At 71.4% G+C, this 14,887-nt stretch carries 28 protein-coding genes; 4 read left to right on the forward strand and 24 right to left on the reverse strand.

The features are described 5' to 3' along the window. Nucleotides 1-42: 42 nt before the first annotated feature. The 23 genes from HKK74_RS02015 to HKK74_RS02125 all read right to left on the reverse strand — a co-directional run bounded on the left by HKK74_RS02015 (nucleotide 43) and on the right by HKK74_RS02125 (nucleotide 9,271). A complete protein-coding gene (locus HKK74_RS02015; protein ID WP_187241214.1) occupies nucleotides 43-741 on the reverse strand; it encodes a hypothetical protein in 699 nt (232 codons plus the stop codon). Beyond that, nucleotides 738-1,139, reverse strand: a complete 402-nt coding sequence (locus HKK74_RS02020) for a helix-turn-helix domain-containing protein (protein WP_187241215.1) — start codon at nucleotides 1,137-1,139, stop codon at nucleotides 738-740. Before HKK74_RS02020 ends, HKK74_RS02015 begins: the two co-directional genes overlap by 4 nt. Continuing rightward, nucleotides 1,136-1,384: a WhiB family transcriptional regulator gene (locus HKK74_RS02025; RefSeq protein ID WP_187241216.1), complete on the reverse strand. Its 249-nt coding sequence runs from the start codon at nucleotides 1,382-1,384 to the stop codon at nucleotides 1,136-1,138. Before HKK74_RS02025 ends, HKK74_RS02020 begins: the two co-directional genes overlap by 4 nt. Beyond that, on the reverse strand, nucleotides 1,384-2,031 hold the full coding sequence (locus tag HKK74_RS02030; RefSeq protein ID WP_187241217.1) for an Lsr2 family DNA-binding protein: 648 nt from the start codon (nucleotides 2,029-2,031) through the stop codon (nucleotides 1,384-1,386). Before HKK74_RS02030 ends, HKK74_RS02025 begins: the two co-directional genes overlap by 1 nt. After that, a complete protein-coding gene (locus HKK74_RS02035; RefSeq protein ID WP_222721743.1) occupies nucleotides 2,028-2,597 on the reverse strand; it encodes a RusA family crossover junction endodeoxyribonuclease in 570 nt (189 codons plus the stop codon). The genes HKK74_RS02030 and HKK74_RS02035 overlap by 4 nt, the downstream gene beginning before the upstream one ends. After that, nucleotides 2,594-2,749, reverse strand: a complete 156-nt coding sequence (locus HKK74_RS02040; protein ID WP_187241218.1) for a hypothetical protein — start codon at nucleotides 2,747-2,749, stop codon at nucleotides 2,594-2,596. Before HKK74_RS02040 ends, HKK74_RS02035 begins: the two co-directional genes overlap by 4 nt. Further along, on the reverse strand, nucleotides 2,742-3,173 hold the full coding sequence (locus HKK74_RS02045) for a hypothetical protein (RefSeq protein WP_187241219.1): 432 nt from the start codon (nucleotides 3,171-3,173) through the stop codon (nucleotides 2,742-2,744). The genes HKK74_RS02040 and HKK74_RS02045 overlap by 8 nt, the downstream gene beginning before the upstream one ends. Beyond that, nucleotides 3,166-3,360, reverse strand: coding sequence for a hypothetical protein (locus HKK74_RS02050; protein ID WP_187241220.1), 195 nt, complete (start codon nucleotides 3,358-3,360; stop codon nucleotides 3,166-3,168). The genes HKK74_RS02045 and HKK74_RS02050 overlap by 8 nt, the downstream gene beginning before the upstream one ends. Continuing rightward, a complete protein-coding gene (locus HKK74_RS02055) occupies nucleotides 3,357-3,725 on the reverse strand; it encodes a DUF6197 family protein (protein WP_187241221.1) in 369 nt (122 codons plus the stop codon). Before HKK74_RS02055 ends, HKK74_RS02050 begins: the two co-directional genes overlap by 4 nt. Beyond that, nucleotides 3,718-4,329 carry a hypothetical protein gene (locus HKK74_RS02060; protein ID WP_187241222.1) on the reverse strand — a complete coding sequence of 204 codons (612 nt, stop codon included), beginning with the start codon at nucleotides 4,327-4,329 and terminating at the stop codon, nucleotides 3,718-3,720. The genes HKK74_RS02055 and HKK74_RS02060 overlap by 8 nt, the downstream gene beginning before the upstream one ends. Continuing rightward, nucleotides 4,322-4,687, reverse strand: a complete 366-nt coding sequence (locus HKK74_RS02065; RefSeq protein ID WP_187241223.1) for a hypothetical protein — start codon at nucleotides 4,685-4,687, stop codon at nucleotides 4,322-4,324. The genes HKK74_RS02060 and HKK74_RS02065 overlap by 8 nt, the downstream gene beginning before the upstream one ends. After that, nucleotides 4,684-4,986 (reverse strand): hypothetical protein, encoded by a 303-nt coding sequence (locus HKK74_RS02070; protein ID WP_187241224.1) that lies wholly within the window; start codon nucleotides 4,984-4,986, stop codon nucleotides 4,684-4,686. The genes HKK74_RS02065 and HKK74_RS02070 overlap by 4 nt, the downstream gene beginning before the upstream one ends. Continuing rightward, nucleotides 4,986-5,249: a hypothetical protein gene (locus tag HKK74_RS02075; RefSeq protein ID WP_187241225.1), complete on the reverse strand. Its 264-nt coding sequence runs from the start codon at nucleotides 5,247-5,249 to the stop codon at nucleotides 4,986-4,988. Before HKK74_RS02075 ends, HKK74_RS02070 begins: the two co-directional genes overlap by 1 nt. Then, nucleotides 5,246-6,109 (reverse strand): ERF family protein, encoded by an 864-nt coding sequence (locus HKK74_RS02080; protein ID WP_187241226.1) that lies wholly within the window; start codon nucleotides 6,107-6,109, stop codon nucleotides 5,246-5,248. The genes HKK74_RS02075 and HKK74_RS02080 overlap by 4 nt, the downstream gene beginning before the upstream one ends. Then, a complete protein-coding gene (locus HKK74_RS02085; protein WP_187241227.1) occupies nucleotides 6,106-6,858 on the reverse strand; it encodes a hypothetical protein in 753 nt (250 codons plus the stop codon). The genes HKK74_RS02080 and HKK74_RS02085 overlap by 4 nt, the downstream gene beginning before the upstream one ends. Then, a complete protein-coding gene (locus HKK74_RS02090; RefSeq protein ID WP_187241228.1) occupies nucleotides 6,855-7,022 on the reverse strand; it encodes a hypothetical protein in 168 nt (55 codons plus the stop codon). The genes HKK74_RS02085 and HKK74_RS02090 overlap by 4 nt, the downstream gene beginning before the upstream one ends. Next, nucleotides 7,022-7,462 (reverse strand): hypothetical protein, encoded by a 441-nt coding sequence (locus HKK74_RS02095; RefSeq protein ID WP_187241229.1) that lies wholly within the window; start codon nucleotides 7,460-7,462, stop codon nucleotides 7,022-7,024. The genes HKK74_RS02090 and HKK74_RS02095 overlap by 1 nt, the downstream gene beginning before the upstream one ends. Then, nucleotides 7,459-7,851 (reverse strand): hypothetical protein, encoded by a 393-nt coding sequence (locus tag HKK74_RS02100; protein WP_187241230.1) that lies wholly within the window; start codon nucleotides 7,849-7,851, stop codon nucleotides 7,459-7,461. Before HKK74_RS02100 ends, HKK74_RS02095 begins: the two co-directional genes overlap by 4 nt. Further along, the gene (locus HKK74_RS02105; RefSeq protein WP_187241448.1) at nucleotides 7,848-8,090 is read right to left on the reverse strand and encodes a hypothetical protein; all 243 of its coding nucleotides are present in this window, start codon (nucleotides 8,088-8,090) and stop codon (nucleotides 7,848-7,850) included. The genes HKK74_RS02100 and HKK74_RS02105 overlap by 4 nt, the downstream gene beginning before the upstream one ends. A 94-nt stretch (nucleotides 8,091-8,184) precedes the next feature. Beyond that, nucleotides 8,185-8,643, reverse strand: coding sequence for a DNA-directed RNA polymerase subunit alpha C-terminal domain-containing protein (locus HKK74_RS02110; protein WP_187241231.1), 459 nt, complete (start codon nucleotides 8,641-8,643; stop codon nucleotides 8,185-8,187). 81 nt (nucleotides 8,644-8,724) lie between these two features. After that, nucleotides 8,725-8,889 carry a hypothetical protein gene (locus HKK74_RS02115; protein WP_187241232.1) on the reverse strand — a complete coding sequence of 55 codons (165 nt, stop codon included), beginning with the start codon at nucleotides 8,887-8,889 and terminating at the stop codon, nucleotides 8,725-8,727. Further along, the gene (locus HKK74_RS02120) at nucleotides 8,886-9,029 is read right to left on the reverse strand and encodes a hypothetical protein (RefSeq protein ID WP_187241233.1); all 144 of its coding nucleotides are present in this window, start codon (nucleotides 9,027-9,029) and stop codon (nucleotides 8,886-8,888) included. Before HKK74_RS02120 ends, HKK74_RS02115 begins: the two co-directional genes overlap by 4 nt. Beyond that, nucleotides 9,029-9,271: a helix-turn-helix transcriptional regulator gene (locus HKK74_RS02125; protein WP_187241234.1), complete on the reverse strand. Its 243-nt coding sequence runs from the start codon at nucleotides 9,269-9,271 to the stop codon at nucleotides 9,029-9,031. Before HKK74_RS02125 ends, HKK74_RS02120 begins: the two co-directional genes overlap by 1 nt. A 169-nt stretch (nucleotides 9,272-9,440) precedes the next feature. Between HKK74_RS02125 and HKK74_RS02130 the strand changes: the two genes are divergently transcribed. Continuing rightward, nucleotides 9,441-9,860, forward strand: a complete 420-nt coding sequence (locus HKK74_RS02130; protein ID WP_187241235.1) for a hypothetical protein — start codon at nucleotides 9,441-9,443, stop codon at nucleotides 9,858-9,860. A 182-nt stretch (nucleotides 9,861-10,042) separates the two neighbouring features. Then, entirely contained in the window at nucleotides 10,043-10,729 is a 687-nt protein-coding gene (locus tag HKK74_RS02135) for a hypothetical protein (protein ID WP_187241236.1), read from the forward strand. Nucleotides 10,730-10,751: 22 nt separating this feature from the next. Here HKK74_RS02135 and HKK74_RS02140 read toward each other — a convergent pair whose 3' ends face one another. Beyond that, nucleotides 10,752-12,371: a recombinase family protein gene (locus HKK74_RS02140; RefSeq protein WP_187241237.1), complete on the reverse strand. Its 1,620-nt coding sequence runs from the start codon at nucleotides 12,369-12,371 to the stop codon at nucleotides 10,752-10,754. A 20-nt stretch (nucleotides 12,372-12,391) separates the two neighbouring features. On the opposite strand from HKK74_RS02140, the gene HKK74_RS02145 reads away from it, so the two are divergent. Continuing rightward, the gene (locus HKK74_RS02145; protein ID WP_222721744.1) at nucleotides 12,392-13,714 is read left to right on the forward strand and encodes a YifB family Mg chelatase-like AAA ATPase; all 1,323 of its coding nucleotides are present in this window, start codon (nucleotides 12,392-12,394) and stop codon (nucleotides 13,712-13,714) included. After that, nucleotides 13,711-14,874 (forward strand): DNA-processing protein DprA, encoded by a 1,164-nt coding sequence (gene dprA / locus HKK74_RS02150; protein WP_187241238.1) that lies wholly within the window; start codon nucleotides 13,711-13,713, stop codon nucleotides 14,872-14,874. The genes HKK74_RS02145 and dprA overlap by 4 nt, the downstream gene beginning before the upstream one ends. Nucleotides 14,875-14,887 lie beyond the last annotated feature (13 nt).

Genomic DNA, 14,887 nt, shown 5'->3' on the forward strand with positions numbered 1-14,887 from the left:
GGAGCAGGGCGAGACAGCAGCCCTGCTCCCGCCGGGCGGGGTCTATGCGGCCGGGAGTTCGGCCTTCCACGGGTTGTCTGTCAGCAGCCCTCCCTCGTGGTCGCTGTCCAGGTGATGGCAGGGCAGCCACAGGCCGATGAAGTGCTGTTCGACGGTGACGAGGATCGGGTCGGTCGCCTCGGGTCCGATGAACGCCATGAGCCGCTCGCCGCGGCCGGCGGCCTTGGCCCACCGGGGCATGAACGTCGGGGTGAGGATGAGCGCGGGCGTGGCCGGCTGCTGGGGGCGGTGGACGGCCTTGCCGATGCGGGCCCGCCAGTCATGGAGCGGCCACTTCTCGCCGGGCACGGTGCGGTCGTGAAGGATCAGCCGGGTGCCGTCCTCACCGTCGATGCGCAAGCCGAGGCCGTCGATGGTGGCATTGCGGCCGACGGCGATGGGGAACTGATCGACGATGAGGACGAGCTGGGGGTCCTCGTCCTTGCTGAACGTGAACAGCTTGAGCATCGCGGCGGCGTCCCCGCGGTCGATGAGCAGCTTGAGGCTGGCGGTGGGTTCCTCGAGGGCGTGCCGGGACGCGGCGAGGGTGTAGCGGTCGCTGGCGGCGGCATAGAGGACGTCGCTGCTGACTTCGAGGCTGATGCAGTTCAGCGGGGGCATTGTCGGGTCGGTGCTGGTGTGCGGGAGCACGGGGGCGATGAGGCCGTGGAGTTCGCGGGTGGTGAGGTCTATGCGTGTCACGCTGCGTTGCTCTCTTCCATCTGGTTGAGCACCTGCTGGACGCTGGTGCCGGACATGTGGAGGCGGCGGGAGATCTGGGATTGGGTGGCGCCTTGGTCGGCCATGAGGCGGGCCGCGGCGGCTCGCTCGGCCTTGGACAGGGGTGCGTCGTCGCCGGCGGCGACGCGGGCGATGGCGACCTCGTCCACGACTCCGTCGTCGGGGCGGGTGCGGGGGCGTGGGATCTGGGAGGCGAGGACGACGGCGAGGGTGCGCAGCTGGATGCCGTCAAGGTGTGCCAGGAGTTCGGCGATGAGGTCGGCGTCGCCTTGGTGGACGGCGAACGCGAGCCATGGGGCGGTGCCGGTGGCGTAGGTCTGCGCGAGCTGCTCGAGCTCGGCGACGGTCGGGGCGGTCATGCGCTGGCCTTTTGGCGGGACAGGCGGCGGCGTAGCTTCCGCCGGTCTTCCTCATCGGTGCCGCCGTAGATCCCTTCGGCCTTCATCTGGAGCGCGAACTCCAGGCATGCGGCGCGGACCGGGCAGCGGCGGCACACGGCCTTGGCCTGCTCGGCCTGGAGGACCGCCGGGCCGGTGTTCCCGATCGGGAAGTACAGCTCTGGGTCGTCCCCGTGGCAGAGGGCCCGCTTCCGCCAGTCGCCCATCAGGCACCACCGTGGGCTGCGTTGTAGGCGTCGACGACGTCCCGGCGGATCTTGCCTTGGGCGTTGCACGCGATCCCGGCGCCCTTCGCCCACGCGCGGATCTGCTTGGGCGACGCGCCGTCCACGGCGGCCGCGGGCGTGGTGCCCGGCCGCTTCCCGCCGAGTTCCTTGGCACGGGCGCGCGCTTCGGCCAGCTCCCGCTCGAGCGTCTCGACACGCTCCTGTGCGGCCTTGCGTTCCTTCTCCCGCTCGGCGCGCTGGTCGACGTCGGTCACCGCGGTACGGAGGCGGGCGAGGGCTTCGGTGACGCGGGTCAGCTCGCGCTGTACGACCTTCTCGTCGGTCATGTACGTGGCGCGGGCCATGAGTTCGGTGGCGCTGTCGCGGTGCGGCTGGACGACTTCGGCCCTCGGGCTGATGGGCAGGGTCGGCCCGCGCCCGGCGGTCGGCGCCGGCCGAGCGTCGGGCCGGTAGGCGATGTCGGTGGTGTGGTTGTGGAGCCAGCCTTTCCACCCGTTGATGAGGGCGAGGATTCTCTGGCGTGGCCATCCGGTCTTGGTGGCAATGTCGGCGACGGTGCGGCCGCCTTCGAGCAGTTCCTTGACGCGCTCGGCGGACGCCGGCGGCGCTGGTGGTGTGATGGTCATGAGGTGATCTCCCAGATGCGGATCACGGCGCCCGGCATGGCGAGCGCGTCGGGGTCGCCGGAGTGGGGGTGCGGGTAGACCTTGCGGGCGGATACGCCGACCACCCGGGCGTCGTCGGCCCACACACCTGCGTCCGTGAGGGCGTCCTCGGTGGACCGGATGAGCTTGGACAGGTCCGGCATCCGATCCGGCCGGTGGCGCTTCTTCGGTGCGCTCTTCGGCCGGTGGAGGGTGAAACAGATCTCCAGGAGGAGCGGGCCATCGAGGGGGAAGCCGATGGTGGTGATGCGGCCGGGGGCGCCGGGGTCGGTGATGAGTTCGCCGGCGGCGTGCTTGACGGCTTCGCGCCAGGGCTTGACCTTCTTGGACGACTCGATCATCACGCCGTTGCCGACGTGTCGCTTCGAGCCCTGGGGGGCGGGTGTGCCGAGCACGGTCATTTTGAAGGCCGGGTTCGACCGGGCCGGCCCGGCGGCGGCTTCCCCTCCGCGCGCCGGGCCGGGGTTGGACCTGCCCGTGCCCGGAACGGGCGCGGACAGGGGCAGGCTGATCTGGGAGTCGGTCACCGGTGCGCCTCCATGGCGTCGCGCTCGTGGTCGATGCCGCGCGCCCGGTCGGCCCGGGTGGTGCCGACGCAGGCGAGGGTGGCCAGGACGCCGAGCCCGGCGGCGCAGAACGCGGTGCCGAGGATGGCGGCGGCGATGGTCAGGTCACGCACCGGGCTCACCGCCGTCCAGTGCGCGGATGGTGGGGCACGGCCAGGCGCTGGGTTCCTCGTACGCGTTGACGCAGCCGCCGCAGACGGGCCCGCTCGCGTTCTCTTCGCGCGGGTGCTGCTCCCGGACGCGCCGGATCTGCTCGGCGAGGGAGCACGCGGTCGCGTGGATCTCCTTGACCTCGGCGATCAGCTTCGGCATCGCGGTTCGCGCGGTGGCGATGAAGACCGAGTCGGCCTCGGGCTGCTCGCTGGTGATTAGCTCGGCGATGTACTCGCCGTTCTGGACCGATCGGGGTGACCAGACGCCGTACTCGATGCCGTCGGAGCCGTGGTCGTCGCCGGTCGCCTCCCACGGGCCGTCGCTGGCGTCGTCGGTGACGCGCTCGTACGCGGCGAGCTGCTCTGGCTGGATCCGCTCAGGCATTGGCGACCTCCAGGCCGGGCAGGATGTCGGCGCGCTCGCGGTGGTCGCGTGGGGGGCGGGGTGCGGCGTGCCGTCCGCGTCGGCGGATCGCAATGAGGCGGGGCCGGGCCCGGTGGAGGCGGCAGGTGAGGGAGTACAGGGCGGCGATGACCGGGATGAACGCGCCGAAGACGTGGTAGACGATCACGACGTCCGCCCCCTCTCGGCGGCGGCCGCCTCACGCAGTGCAGTGATGACGTCCTCGGCGGTGCGGGTCTGGTCGTCGTTCCACTGGTTGCCGATCACCTCGGCGATGTCCTCGTGGTCTTCCATCGGCTCGTGACCGAGGTGCTCGGCGAGGGCGATCGCGGCGTCGAAGGTGTCGGTGTTCTCCTCTTCGAAGTCGCGCCAGGGCGAGGCCCCGGCGGCCACGTTGATCGCGGCGAGCACGCACACGTTGCAGGTGTTGACGTCGACGTCCCTACCGAGGGGGAGCCACCCGCCCCGGTGCCACCCGCGCTCGGTGAGGACGTCGGCGGCCTTGTCGAGCAGGTCGGCGGTGCGATCACCCATTGCGGTCGCCCTCCTGGTCGGTGTCGGGCACGGTGACGTCGGCGCGGCCGTCGATGACGCCGGGCGCGAGCGGCTCCAGCGGGTCGACCGGGGCGCACGGCGGCGAACCGTTGAACCGGTGCACCAGCACGCCGCCCTCCTTGGCGAGCTCGTCACCGCAGATGCACACCGGCGCGTTCGGGTCGGCGTGCCCCGGCTTGACGGCGGGATGCTCGCGGGTCTCCAAGGCGCGCGGGTCCCCATTCGCGACCCGCACGTCGGCCATCCGGACCGGCCGGACGCCGTCACTGACAGGCGGCGGGGCAGGCGGCATGACGGGCTCGGGCGGCAGCGGGAGGTCGCCGTGGTTCCGGCACCAGTCCGCGACCATCTCCAGGAACGCGTCCGCGTTCTCCTCGTGCTCGCCGCGCTCGATGCCGAGCTCCCGGTGCCGGGCCTTCGCCGCGTCCAGCTGGGCCTGCAGACGCTCGATCTCGGTGTCGGTGGCGTCCAGCTTGCGGTCGACGTCGGCGACGAACCCGAGCGCCTTGAAGCGGTTCCCCCACGACCAGAGGACGGCCTGCGGGTAGGTGTCTTCGAGTGCGGCGGTGGTGAGTTCACTCACTGGAGGCACCGCCCTTCGCCAGAGCGGGCGCGGCGGGGATGAAGCTCGTCCACGCCTCGACGGGCACGTCCCGGAACGTCGTCTGGGTGGAGACGTGGATCCTGCTCCTGTGTCCCTCGACGTCCCTCGTCGTCATCTCGGCGTCCAGGAACTCGGCCCAGGCGTGGACGGCGGCGAGGTCATCGGCGTCGCTGAGCGTGGCGCTCACCTGGAGACGCAGGACCCCGTCGCGGTCGACGTTGACGTGGGCGAGCGTCGGCAGGTCGTAGGCCATGAGACGGAACGCGGTGATCAGGGCTTTGGCCTGCCGCTCGCGCACCGAGCCGGGCTCCGGCCTGCTGGTGGGTAGGGTGGTCATGACTTCGGGTTCCTTCCAGGGAGTCGGGTCGTCGTCTCACCGGCCGCCGTCGCGGGTGCATCCGCAGCGGCGGCCGTCTTGCGTCCGGCGATGCTCACGACCGGCGCGCGGGTGGCCGGGTCGTAGGTGTCGATCTGCTCGGCCGGGTCAGCGTCAGCGCCGAGCAGCGCAGCCCACGCCAGGACTGCGTGCGCGACGGCGAGGATGCCAAGCTCCGTCGTGTCGCCGACGGGCGTGCCGCCACGAGCGGCGTCGGTGGCGTACTGCTCGGCGGCGTGGAAGTGCTCGCGCGCGTCCATCACCAGTCCTCCGGCGGCTCGGGCTCGGCCGGGCCGAACGCGTCGCAGGTGCACGGGATCTCAGTGGTCGGAGCCTGCTCGGGCGGCGGCCAGTTGACGGGCCACGCGAACGGGTCCGATTCGTCGGCGTAGGACGGGGCGGGCAGCTGCTCGTGGTCGAGCCTCTGGTTGGTGCCGTCGCAACCCTCGTTGCCGTGCTGGCGCCGCGGGTGCCCGCAGGCGCAGCCCTCGGTGTAGTCGGTGAAGTCGTCGATGTCGGTCATGAGGACCCCTCCGCAATCTCGTCCGGGGTGTAGTGCAGCGGGTTGGCGACGGCCGACTCGCCCTCGCGCTGCTTCTCGATCTCGCCGAGCAGCGTCCACAGGCGCGCGCCCGGCTCGGGCCCGCCGGCCGCGACCCGGTCCAAGGTGTCGATCAGCGTCGACCCCTCGACCTTCGTCAGCTCGTTGGACGAGCCGACGTCACGGCCCACGATCAGCGAGGCGACCTGGAGGCGGGTCTCCCGGTCGGGCACCTCCACCGCGCTGAAGACGGTGTGGAGCTTCTTCAGCTGCGCCTGGGTGATGGGCGGCTCGGCGGACCGGCCTTCCTCACCAGGGAGCGGCGGCCCCGCCGCCGGGCGCGCCGGCCTGGACCGCTGAGCGGTCTCCGCTCCCTGCTCGGGTGAGCCCCGGCGCCCGGACCGCTGCGCCGTGCGCGGTGCCGCGTCGCCTGGCAGTCGGGACTCGTCGTCCTCGTCGGCTGCGATACCGACGACGGCCGCCAGGCAGTAGCGGCGGGCGTAGGTGATCCGGCCGCCGAGCACCTGGATGCCGCCCTCGGCGGAGATCGGAAACTCTCCGGTCAGCGCCTCCCCGGACTCGTGCCTCAGGCTGTAGCGGACGCACATCTTCCCGTCCGAACCGGCGCCCGGCATGGAGGTGAACGACAGGCCGTTCTCGGCGAGCAGCGGCAGGACGGCCTCGGAGAGGTGGGCCAGGGTCGCGTAGCTGTAGGAGTACGGCTCGCCCTTCTTCGTCTCCACCGTGACCGTGCGGTCGCGCTCCAACTTGGGCAGTCGGGCCTGCACCTTGGCCAGCGCCGCGTTCAGCGCCGGTGTCGCGTTCGTCTGCTGCTCGGTCATGCGTCCACTCCGATCAGGGGATCGCCCTGGTAGTCACGGCAGTCCTGCGCCGCGCGGGACACTTCGGCGATGTACAGGAACTGGCGGAACACGTCCGGGCCGGCCTCGAACGGGAACAGGTCGTAGCCGTCGGCGCGCAGCCACACCACGCCCGCCTCATCGATGGCGGGCATCTCGCACTCCTCGCCGTCCTCGCCGAGGTAGAACTCGGCGTACCGGTAGGCGGCGAGCTGGAACGCCATGTCGCCGTACGGGCCGTTGGTGTTGGTCTTCCAGTCCAGGAGCCAGGTCTTGCCGTCGCGCAGCCGGGCCACCAGGTCCGGGCTCCCGCCGTAGAGGTGCTCTCGGGAGAACACCGGCCGCTCGGTGAACAGCGGCTCGACCTCCCACTCGTCAAGGAACCGCACGCAGGCGTCGACGTGGCCGGCCAGCTCCGCCGGCACCTCCACTTCCTCTCCGTGCGTCAGCCGGTGGGCAAGCTCGTGCACGCGGGTGCCGCGCAGCCCTGCCGAGTTCCGTACGACCTCGTGTGCCTTCTCCAGGGCGCGGAGCCGCTCGGACACCGGCAGTTTCGCGAGGTCGTCCCACTCGTCGACGGCCTTGGCGGCGACGGTTCGGGCGGCCCAATTGATGAGGGCGGTCTTGGGAAATCCGCCGCTGATGAGGGTGGTGACGCCGGACACCTTGTGGCCATCGAGCAGGTAGGAGTGCCCGCGGCCGTGGTTGCGGCGCTTGGTCTTACTGGTCATCGCGAGCCCCCTGCGGTGTCGGCGGGCTGCTTCCATCGGCCGGGGCAGGCCTCGGTCAGCCGGCCGCGCACGGTTCGCCGGTGGTGGTCGACGGTCCCGTTCGCCGTGAGCTTCTGTTCGGTGCGGCAGACCGGGCACGTGCCGCGCTGGATCTGGACGGCCATCACGCACCCCCGGGCGCGAGGTTGTTCAGGCACCAGTCGCGGGCCTCGGTGTCGGTGTGCTCCATGGCGGTGACGAGGTTCTGGAACACGCCCCACGCCCACATCGGCGACCGGTCTCGGCGGCACGCGGCCAGCAGCGCCTTGATCTCGGACTGCCGGTTGTTCAGTACGCCGGTCGGCCAGTCGATGGCGTAGGCCACCAGCGCGACGCGCGCGTCGGCCGAGGCGGCCGGGACCCACCTGCCGGCGGACTGGCAAAGCAGCAGCGCGGACAGGTCCGCGTCGTGGGCAATGCGGGTACGGGCGGCCTCGGCCGCCTCGCGGTCGGCGTACTCGGTGAGGATGTGCCGGTGGGCCTGCCGGGAGTAGGACAGGACGCCGTACGGCTGGTAGTCGGGCCCGTGGTGGGGGCCGAGGCGGAACGCTGCGAGGGTCGTCATACGGGCACCCCCACGCACAGCTCCTGGACGCCCCGGCGGAGGTCGTCGATGGTGTTGAGCGCGAAGAACAGGTCGTCGGCCTGCCGGTTCGTGAGGCGCAGGATGTGCTGGGCGTAGACGGGGGCGGCGACGACGCGCTTCCCCAGGACCAGCGGGGCGACCATCCCGTCCAGGGGCTCGTTCGGCGGGGGGACGACGAACAGCTGCGAGACGCGGTCCTTGGGCAGCGGCAGGAATGGGGTGCCGTGGAGGACGATTGCCCATCCGGCGAAGCAGTGGGCGGTGCCGCACTCGTTCGACCAGTGGGCCTGATTCCAGGCGGTCATGTTCTTGAGGACGTGCGCGAACGTCGCCTTCAGCAGCGGCACGTTCGGGGTGAGGGCGGTCATCGCGAGCCGCCGTTCGGCTTCTCACCGGCGACGGCCTGCCACGCGTTCGCGTCGACGACCCGCGCGTGGTTGGTCGACCCCATGAGGGCGGTCGCGGCGGCCAGGGCGAGCGTGGCGTGCACCTGGGCCTCGGCGGCGAGAGCAGCCCCAGCAACGGGGTCGCCGCCGTCGCCGTAAGTCCAGTGGTTGGCCTGCTTGGCGAGCCGCTCGGCTTCGCGGTAGTGCTCCGGGCCGGTCATCGCGCACCGCCGATCCGCCGCAGCCGGCGGAAGTACCAGACGAACGCGGCGGCCTGCGGGACGATCAGCAGCAGGGCGAGGACGATCGGGGCGATCATGACCCGGCCTCCTTCAGCGCCAGGCCGCGCGCCGCGAGGGCCGTGAGCACCTCGGCATGGGACCGCACGCCCATGTTCCGCAGGTCCATCAGGTCGTCCTCGGTGCGGGAGGTCAGGTCGCCGACGGTGAGGATCTTGGCGCGCCACAGGATGTTGAAGGCTCGGGTGGAGAGACGGAGAGCGTGGATGGACTGGTCGGGGTCCGGGGTGGGGAAGGACTCGGCCGGGGCGGCAGGCTCCGGTGTCTCCGTCAACGGCTCGACCGTGACGCCCTCCCAGTTGAGAGGCAGCGTCGTGTAGAACATCGTTCCGTTGGACTGGGTGACGATCAGCTGGATTACGGGTCGCACGTCGCTGTCGTGGCCCTCGGTCACGACGCGAACGACGTCCCCATCGACGATCGCGCGGACCTTGTCGCCGGGCTTGAACTGCGGTCGGTCGGTAGGCTCTGGCATGGCCCTGCCCTTCCTTGGTTGTTGGCGTTGTGGTGGGGTCAGCGGTGCCCGGTCGTCTGCAGCGACCGGGCCCGCCTTGTTTCAGGCGGCGCGCTGGGGGTTCTCAGCGGCCCCGCCCTGGAAGATCGCGCGGAGGGTCGCGATCTGCTCCGGGACGAGGCGCGGTGCGGCGGCGACGGACCGGCGGATCGCTTCGCGGCTTTCGTCGCTGATCTCGCGACGGCGCCTCGGCTGGCCGGCCATCACTCGCCGTCTTCCTGCTCGGCGGCCCTGCGCTCGGCCTCGGCGGCGCGGCGGTCGGCCTCTTCCTTGGCCTTGGCGAGTCGCCCGCGTTCCTGACGTCGCTCCTCGAGCGCGTCGTCCCGGCGGTTCTTGCTCGGGCCCATCAGACCGACTGCCCTTCCGTCTGAACGAGCAGGTCGGTCTTGGGGCGGCGAAGGGCCCGGCATAGCGCGCCGAACATCTGCGGGCGCGGCTGGCGGTGGCCCATCTCGTATTTGGTGATCGTCGACTGGCTGACAGGGCGACCCAGTTCCACGGAGACGAGCGCAGCGAGCTGGGTCGTGGTCAGTTCCCGTTCCTCGCGCACGGCCCGAAGCCGGTGGCCATCTACCTTCACGGACTGCATGGATGCCAGACTAGGCCGAGTTAGGCCTAATGTCCAGGGCCGAAATAGGGCCTACTTTGGCATAACCTGGCGTAGTGCTGTCGTATGACACAAACGGCGAGGTCAGTTATGCCTAACTTGGCCTAGACGTTGGTGGACATGGCCTTTTTTGGCATGCGACACTGCGGCCATGCCTTCCCCGCGCGAGCGACTACCTGCGGAAATGGACGCCCGACGGCTTGAACTCGGGCTGACGTGGGATCAGGTCGCAGCTCTATCGGGGGTCCACCGCGAGACCCTCCGCACCATCCGACGAGGGACCGGCGACATCCGGTCGCTCACCAAGAGCGGCATCGAGAAGGCGCTTCAGTGGGCGGCCGGCAGTATCGACGCGATCCTCGCCGGCGGTGACCCGACACCCATCGAGCCTCCACGCGAACCCGACCGGCCCCCCGCTCCCGAGAGAGAGATGTCCCCCATCGAGCGGGAGCTGCTGGAGCGGATACGCCGCCATGAGGCCGAACTGGAGCGGCTACGCGAGGAGGACCGCGCACTGAGGGAGAAGCTCGACCGGCTCCTCGGCGAGTCCAACCAGCAGACCGGAACGTAACCCGTGCCGTAGGAAACCTTCGGGAATCGGACCTACCGCGACAAGCATTGAATCCGGTGACAAAACACTGTCACTCAGGGTAGTGCAGACCTCAACATCCCCAAGGGCATCATCGTTCATTCGAACACCTGCGCACCCCCGCGCATTGCGCAGACGATGACGTCGAAGGGGACACAGTGGACTTGCAAGATCTGCGCGCGGCACTGGCGGCGCACGACAAGAGGGGAAGACAGCACGAACGCGAGTTGCAGGAACACGCCGAGATCCGGAAGACCCTCGTCGCCCTGATCAAGGCGCGTGAGCGCGACGAGGTGGAAGACGAGGCGCGCCGCCGCCGCGCGATCATTCGTGCCGCGAACACCGGCAGTGTCGCCGCCGCCATCGTTGCGGCAGCCTCGTGGGCGCGCGACCACACCGCATACGCCATCGTGAGCGGCGTCACCGCGGCGACCGTGGGCACTGCTGCGTTGGCTGGCGTCACGCAACTCGCCGACGACGGCCCGCGCAGTCAAGCCCGCCCACCTACACCCGCTTACGCCTCCACCCCACCGGCCGCCGCGATACCGCCACCCCGATCGCCTGACCCGACTACCCCAGTTCCGGCGTCGACTCCCGTGCCGAGCGCCCCGGACGTGCCCGAGACGCCTGCCCTGCCGCTCGCAAGCGCTCTGCCGATTGATGAGCCTCAGCGCGTCAAGGCGCCCAAGGTGCCGAAGGTCAAGAAGCCGAAGCCGCCGAAGGTCAAGCCGCCGCGCCCGGCCCCGCCGAGCAGCACCAGGCCGCCGCCGGACAAGCCCGGCCGCCAGAGGTGCGCCCTTGCCCTTGACCTGCTGATTGTGGACGTGAACCTTCTATGCCGTCGGCATTAGGTCCGCGCGCACATGGGGCGCCCTACTCCTCCCCCATGACGGTCGTGCCCGCGCCGGGCCCGCGCCGGCGCGGCCGACCGGCCGTCGACGCTGGCGGCTTCCACTCCAGTCGAACAGCCCCCGGGTTGAAGTACGGCTTGCCTGGCTCCCACCCCTTCGGGCGGCCCCGCGGCGCCGGCAGGATCGTCACCGTCACCAGAGCGTCCAGCACGGCGCGCTTCCGCGACAACGACAGCGCATCCCACGCCGCGGCGACATCCTCCACCCCGAGCAGCCCGTCGAACACCGACGTCTGAACGCTCGCGGCGATCTGCTCATTGATCCGATCGAGCTTCCCCTGAAGCCGGCCCTTGCGCTCCACGTACTCCGCGCGGGTGAGCTCCCCCTCCTCCCACATGTCCCCGGCCTCCGTGATCCGGGTCCGCAGCGTCGCCGCCCGCACATGCAGCTCGGCGGCATCGTCACGCGCGGCCGGCGGCGCGAACGTCGCCGCCGCGTCCGGCTCGGAGAGGCGGGTAATGATGGCCTCCTCCACGAAGTCGTCCAGGGACTCCGCAGCGCGGACGACATGCCGCTTCGGCCCGCTGCACCGGTACGCCGGCGTCGGCCGCCCCGCCCTCGACCCGTTCCCCGCAGTGCCCATCTTCGAGGGCCGGCCGCACTCCTCCGCCTCGGCGATCGGGTAACCGCACCGGTACTGGCCCGACCCGAGCCACCGTCGCTCCGGGCCTGGGGACGTCCGCCGATTCGGATCCGTCAGCACCACCGCCACCGCCCGGAACCTGGCCTCGGCCTCAGCCCGCCACTCGGCCTCGATCGCCTCGCGCTCCTTGCCCTCGGCAGCTTCCCAGCGTGGCCGGTACGTGCCCGCCAGCAGCACCGGCAGCCATCGTGCCGGGCCTACCTCGCGGCCGCGGTGAACGCTGATCCCCGCGTTGCGGGGGCGAAGGAGGATCCGGCGGATCTCGTTCGCGGTCGGCTGCTTCCCGCCGGTCGTGGTGCTCCCCGCCGCACGCCAGTCCCGCTCGAGTTGCAGCATCGAGACGCCCACGAGCACCTGGCCGCTACTGACGTCGATCAGCTCCGCCTCCTTTGGGCGGATCGTCTCGCCGTCGGCCTCGAACCCGAACGGCCTCTTGCCGCCGAGCCACCGGCCCTCGGCGGCCGCCTCGATCTTCGCCGACTCCACCCGCTCGATCAGGTGGTCGACCTCATAGGCGGCGTGGCTGACGTCGTCCCTGAAGCGCTTCCGGCCGGTCGGCGTGCCCAGGTCGTACGCGCCCGCGCGCGGTGTCTCCACGAGGTGCCCGCCGACCGCCGCGATATCCGTGAACTCCGCGGCCTCCCCTGGGTCGCGGTCGAGCCGGTCGGCGTGCCACGAGAGCACCCCGAGCGGGACGGGCCGCTGGTCGGCGCGGAGCACGGTCAGCATGTTCTGGTAGTCGTCGCGCTTTGGTCTGGCGGCGCCGACTCGGCGGTGAGCGGTACTGTCCTTGTCGGTGAACACCTGCACGATGCGCCAGCCGATCCGGTCGGCGTAGGTGCGGCAGTCGCGTTCCTGCCTGGCGAGCCCGGCTTTGCCCTTGGATTTGCGCAGGTAGAGCACACACTCTCTGACGATCGGCGACTCTGGGGCATCCATGCCCTTAAGTATGCCCTATCTTGACATTCGCCCTGTCCATTGCGGTCAGCGTGCTCGGAGCAGCCGACGTGGTCTCGCCGGCCGTGTGCGCACGGCTCGTGATGATCGGCGAGCTCGGGCTCGACGGCAGGGTGCACGCGGTGCGCGGGGTGCTCCCGGCCATCCTCGGCGCCGCCGAGGCGGGCTTCACCAGCGTGGTGGTTCCCACGGCCAACGGCGCCGAGGCCGCCCTCGTACCCGGGGTCAAGGTGGTCCCGGTGGGCTCGCTCCGCGCGTTGATGGCCTACCTGCGCGACGAACCGCCTCCGGTGGAGGAGGACGAGGACGACCCACCGGTGCCCGCGCCCGCGGACGGCCATGCCGTCCGTTCGGGGCCGCATCGCGACGCTCTCGATCTGTCCGACGTGCGCGGCCAGGCCGACGCCCGCCGGGCACTCGAGATCAGCGCGGCGGGCGGCCACCATCTCTGGCTGTCCGGGCCGCCGGGCTGCGGCAAGACCATGCTCGCCGAACGGCTGCCCACTCTGCTGCCACCGCTCGAGCGCAGCGCGGCCCTGGAGGTCACCACGATCCATTCGGTGGCGGGCACGCTGCCGGCGGGGCAGCCGCTCATCACCGAGCCGCCCTTCTGCGCGCCGCACCACACGACGACCCGGGCCGCGATGATCGGTGGTGGCAGCAGGCGGGCGCTCCGGCCGGGAGCGGCGTCACTGGCCCACCAGGGCGTTCTGTTCATCGACGAGGCACCGGAGTTCTCCACCGGGGTCCTCGACGCGTTGCGCCAGCCGCTGGAGGACGGTGCGGTGACGATCTCGCGGGCCGAGGCGACCACGCGCTTCCCCGCCCGCTTCACGCTGGTCCTGGCCGCCAACCCCTGCCCGTGTGCGGCGGCCAAAGTGCTCGAGTGCGTCTGCACTCCGGCGGTGCGCAGCAGGTATCTGGGCCGTATCTCCGGCCCGCTCCTCGATCGGGTCGATCTCAAGCTGGAGCTCGAGGCGGCCACCCGGGCCGAGCTGCGCTACGACGTCGACGTCGCGGAGTCCAGCGAGGTGGTGGCCGAGCGGGTCCTGCTCGCACGCGAACGAGCGGCCAAGCGGCTGGCCGGCACCCCGTGGCGGACCAACTCCGATGTCCCCGGCCCGGAGCTGCGGCGAAGCCTGGCCCTGCCGACCTCCGCGATGTGGCCGGTCGACAAGGCCCTGATCGAGGGCACTCTCAGCGCCCGGGGCATGCACCGGGTGCTGAGGGTCGCGTGGACCATCGCCGATCTGGGCGACCGCGGCGTCCCGGCAGATCACGACGTCGGCGAGGCACTGGAACTGTGGAAGGGAAAGAGATCATGACCGTGTCCGACGACGAGCGGTTCGCCCGCGCCACCCTCTGCTACATCGCCGAGCCCTGCGACCGGTTACTCGGCCGCATGATCCAGCGGTTCGGCGCGGTCGGCGCCCTCGATGCCGTACGGGCCGGGAAGGCGCCGCCGGGTCTCTTCTCCGGCGAACCCGAGCGCCGCCGGCTCGCCGAGCACATGGACCGGTGGCGCGTACGGCTGCCGTCCGCGGATCCCGAGGCCGACCTCACGGTGTGCGCGAAGCTGGACGGACGGATGATCTGCCCGGGCGAGCCCGAATGGCCCACCCAGCTGGACGCGCTGGGCGACCGCGCGCCTTACGCCCTCTGGCTGCGCGGGCCGGCCGACCTCCGCTACGCCTGCCTGCGCTCGATCGCCATGGTCGGGGCCCGCGCCGCGACGTCGTACGGCAACCGGGTGGCGGCCGACATGGGCGCCGAGCTGGCCGACCGGGGCTGCACCATCGTCAGCGGCGGTGCGCTCGGGATCGACGCCGCGGCGCACCGGGGCGCGCTGGCCGCGGGTGGCGCCACCGTGGCGGTGCTCGCCAACGGGGTCGATCGGCTCTATCCGCCCCGCAATGAGGGGCTCCTCACCGAGATCGCCCGGACCTCGCTGCTGGTCAGCGAGTGGCCACCGGGCACCACGCCCACGAGATTGCGTTTCCTGGTGCGCAACCGCGTCATCGCGGCGCTGACGAAGGGGACGGTCGTGGTGGAGGCCGACCTCCGCAGCGGTGCCCTCAACACGGCGAAGTTCGCCCGAGAGCTCAACCGGCCGGTCATGGCCGTGCCCGGGCCGGTGACCTCATTGGTGTCCCGAGGCTGCCACCGCTGGCTGCGGGACGGCGTCGCGACGTGCGTGTCGAACGCCGCGGAGGTGATGGACACGGTGGGGCGCATCGGTGATGATCTGGCGCCCGAACCGCGTGGCCCCGTCATGCCCCGCGACGATCTCGAACCGGTGACCAGGCTGGTGCTGGAGGCGGTTCCGGCACGCGGCTCGGCGGGTCCGGCACAGATCGCGGTGCGGGCGGGCGTCGACATCGGCACCGCGAGGAGCAGGCTGGGGCTGCTGGCCGCGGCCGGCTTCATCGAACGCCGCGGCCAGGGCTGGCGGCTTCCGCGCCCCCGGCGTAAGGGGCGGCCGTGAGCCGGCGTGGGGT

This window comes from Actinomadura alba (assembly GCF_014323705.1).
GTDB lineage: Bacteria > Actinomycetota > Actinomycetes > Streptosporangiales > Streptosporangiaceae > Actinomadura_C > Actinomadura_C alba.

Bases quoted from the DNA above. Each gene is read 5' to 3' on its own strand.
- HKK74_RS02020 (WP_187241215.1), bottom strand. From the start codon at position 1,139: ATGACCGCCCCGACCGTCGCCGAGCTCGAGCAGCTCGCGCAGACCTAC.
- HKK74_RS02025 (WP_187241216.1), bottom strand. From the start codon at position 1,384: ATGGGCGACTGGCGGAAGCGGGCCCTCTGCCACGGGGACGACCCAGAG.
- HKK74_RS02030 (WP_187241217.1), bottom strand. From the start codon at position 2,031: ATGACCATCACACCACCAGCGCCGCCGGCGTCCGCCGAGCGCGTCAAG.
- HKK74_RS02045 (WP_187241219.1), bottom strand. From the start codon at position 3,173: ATGCCTGAGCGGATCCAGCCAGAGCAGCTCGCCGCGTACGAGCGCGTC.
- HKK74_RS02055 (WP_187241221.1), bottom strand. From the start codon at position 3,725: ATGGGTGATCGCACCGCCGACCTGCTCGACAAGGCCGCCGACGTCCTC.
- HKK74_RS02065 (WP_187241223.1), bottom strand. From the start codon at position 4,687: ATGACCACCCTACCCACCAGCAGGCCGGAGCCCGGCTCGGTGCGCGAG.
- HKK74_RS02070 (WP_187241224.1), bottom strand. From the start codon at position 4,986: ATGGACGCGCGCGAGCACTTCCACGCCGCCGAGCAGTACGCCACCGAC.
- HKK74_RS02075 (WP_187241225.1), bottom strand. From the start codon at position 5,249: ATGACCGACATCGACGACTTCACCGACTACACCGAGGGCTGCGCCTGC.
- HKK74_RS02080 (WP_187241226.1), bottom strand. From the start codon at position 6,109: ATGACCGAGCAGCAGACGAACGCGACACCGGCGCTGAACGCGGCGCTG.
- HKK74_RS02085 (WP_187241227.1), bottom strand. From the start codon at position 6,858: ATGACCAGTAAGACCAAGCGCCGCAACCACGGCCGCGGGCACTCCTAC.
- HKK74_RS02090 (WP_187241228.1), bottom strand. From the start codon at position 7,022: ATGGCCGTCCAGATCCAGCGCGGCACGTGCCCGGTCTGCCGCACCGAA.
- HKK74_RS02095 (WP_187241229.1), bottom strand. From the start codon at position 7,462: ATGACGACCCTCGCAGCGTTCCGCCTCGGCCCCCACCACGGGCCCGAC.
- HKK74_RS02100 (WP_187241230.1), bottom strand. From the start codon at position 7,851: ATGACCGCCCTCACCCCGAACGTGCCGCTGCTGAAGGCGACGTTCGCG.
- HKK74_RS02105 (WP_187241448.1), bottom strand. From the start codon at position 8,090: ATGACCGGCCCGGAGCACTACCGCGAAGCCGAGCGGCTCGCCAAGCAG.
- HKK74_RS02110 (WP_187241231.1), bottom strand. From the start codon at position 8,643: ATGCCAGAGCCTACCGACCGACCGCAGTTCAAGCCCGGCGACAAGGTC.
- HKK74_RS02120 (WP_187241233.1), bottom strand. From the start codon at position 9,029: ATGGGCCCGAGCAAGAACCGCCGGGACGACGCGCTCGAGGAGCGACGT.
- HKK74_RS02125 (WP_187241234.1), bottom strand. From the start codon at position 9,271: ATGCAGTCCGTGAAGGTAGATGGCCACCGGCTTCGGGCCGTGCGCGAG.
- HKK74_RS02130 (WP_187241235.1), top strand. From the start codon at position 9,441: ATGCCTTCCCCGCGCGAGCGACTACCTGCGGAAATGGACGCCCGACGG.
- HKK74_RS02140 (WP_187241237.1), bottom strand. From the start codon at position 12,371: ATGGATGCCCCAGAGTCGCCGATCGTCAGAGAGTGTGTGCTCTACCTG.
- dprA (WP_187241238.1), top strand. From the start codon at position 13,711: ATGACCGTGTCCGACGACGAGCGGTTCGCCCGCGCCACCCTCTGCTAC.